The organism is Dongia sp., assembly GCF_041910485.1.
Classification (GTDB): domain Bacteria; phylum Pseudomonadota; class Alphaproteobacteria; order Dongiales; family Dongiaceae; genus Dongia.
On record NZ_JAYRQR010000049.1, the window covers coordinates 1 to 1,685 of the forward strand.

A 1,685-nucleotide genomic window follows, 5' to 3' on the forward strand; every position below is an offset into this window, starting at 1 on the left:
CCAACCTGGCCAAGCTGTACGACAAGCTGATGCAGCGCCCGGCGTTCGCCGATACCGTTCCGCACGACTGAAAAACCAAGGGCGCCAACGGCGCCCTTGTTACATCACCCCGACCAGGGCTGATTAGCGGATCACCCCGCCCCCCAGACAAACGCGACTCTCGTAGAGCACCACCGACTGCCCGGGCGTGAGCGCCCACTGCGGCTCGGCAAACCGGATTTCGCAGCTGTCGGCATCAACCCGCTCGACCTCGCAAGGCTGATCGCTGGTCCGGTAGCGCGGCTTGGCCGTATACACCCAGTGCGTATGCGGCGCCTTGCCGGACACCCAGCTCAGTTGCTCGGCGACCAACTCGCCCTTCAGCAAGGCCGGGTGATCATGCCCCTGGACGACATACAGCACGTTCTTTTCCATATCCTTGCCGGCCACGAACCAGGCATCGTGATCGCCACCGCCCGGCGCCCCCTTTTCCTTGATGCCGCCGATGTGCAGCCCCTTGCGCTGACCGAGGGTGTGGTACATCAGACCATCGTGTTCGCCCATCACCTTGCCGTCATCGAGGCGACGAATTTCACCTTTCTTGGGCGGCAGATAGCGCGCCAGGAAATCCTTGAACGGCCGCTCGCCGATGAAGCAGATGCCGGTCGAATCCTTCTTGGTCGCCACATGCAGCCCGGCCGCCTCGGCCATCTTGCGCACCTCGCGCTTGTAGAGACTGGCCAGCGGGAACAACGACTTCGACAATTGCGCCTGGTTCAGGCGGTAGAGAAAGTAACTCTGATCCTTGGTGCCGTCCTCGGCCTTGAGCAACTGGAATTCGCCATTGAACTCGCGTACGCCGGCATAGTGGCCGGTGGCAATCTTGTCGGCACCGAGCTTCAGGGCGTGGTCGAGAAAAGCCTTGAACTTGATCTCGGAGTTGCACAGGATGTCCGGATTCGGCGTCCGCCCGGCCTGGTATTCGCGCAGGAACTCGGCGAACACCCGCTCGCGGTACTCGGCGGCAAAATTGACCACCTCGACGTCGATGCCAATGCGGTCGGCGATACTCATCACATCGATCAGATCCTGGCGCGACGAGCAATACTCTTCGGTATCGTCGTCTTCCCAGTTCTTCATGAACAGGCCGATCACGTTCCAGCCCTGTTGCTTGAGCAACAGCGCGGCGACGGAGGAATCAACGCCGCCGGACAAGCCGACGACCACGGTTTTCTTAGACATCGGGACCAGCCCCTTTCTTCCATTCTTCCAGCGGCAGGATCACCGCCGGCTGTCCATTATCGACGAACCAGCTATCGACGGCGAAGCGCCTCGGTTCACCCTCCTGTTTTTCCTCGATCACCGCCGACCAATGCACCGGCACCAGACCGGCGAAATTGCGCGACTGCGGCTCCAGCACGCGGTGCCAGCGCAAATACCCCCGCCGCACCAGCAAGTGCAGCAGGCGGGTGGTCGATGTCGAGTGATCGATGCAATCCATCCGGCCCGAGACATGGTCGTCCGCATAGTTGCCGCCACGATCGTTGTGGATATCCGACTGCTCGCCGCCCCAGGCGTAGAGGCTGCCCAGCGTCTCGGCCAGGCGCTCGCGCTCGCTGGCCGCATCGGTGGCTCGCGCCATGATCCGGCGCACCAGACCCAACTGCCCTTCGGTGTAGCGAATGTGCGCCTGCGCCAGACAACCG

At 62.4% G+C, this 1,685-nt stretch carries 2 protein-coding genes; both read right to left on the reverse strand.

Annotation, left to right across the window (positions count from 1 at the left end):
- Positions 1 to 123: 123 nt before the first annotated feature.
- The gene (gene mnmA, locus ACE3PP_RS16070) at positions 124 to 1,221 is read right to left on the reverse strand and encodes a tRNA 2-thiouridine(34) synthase MnmA (RefSeq protein WP_374384102.1); all 1,098 of its coding nucleotides are present in this window, start codon (positions 1,219 to 1,221) and stop codon (positions 124 to 126) included.
- Positions 1,214 to 1,685 (reverse strand): hypothetical protein (locus ACE3PP_RS16075; protein ID WP_374384104.1); only part of this gene is annotated, 472 nt, incomplete at its 5' end. The genes mnmA and ACE3PP_RS16075, both read right to left, overlap by 8 nt.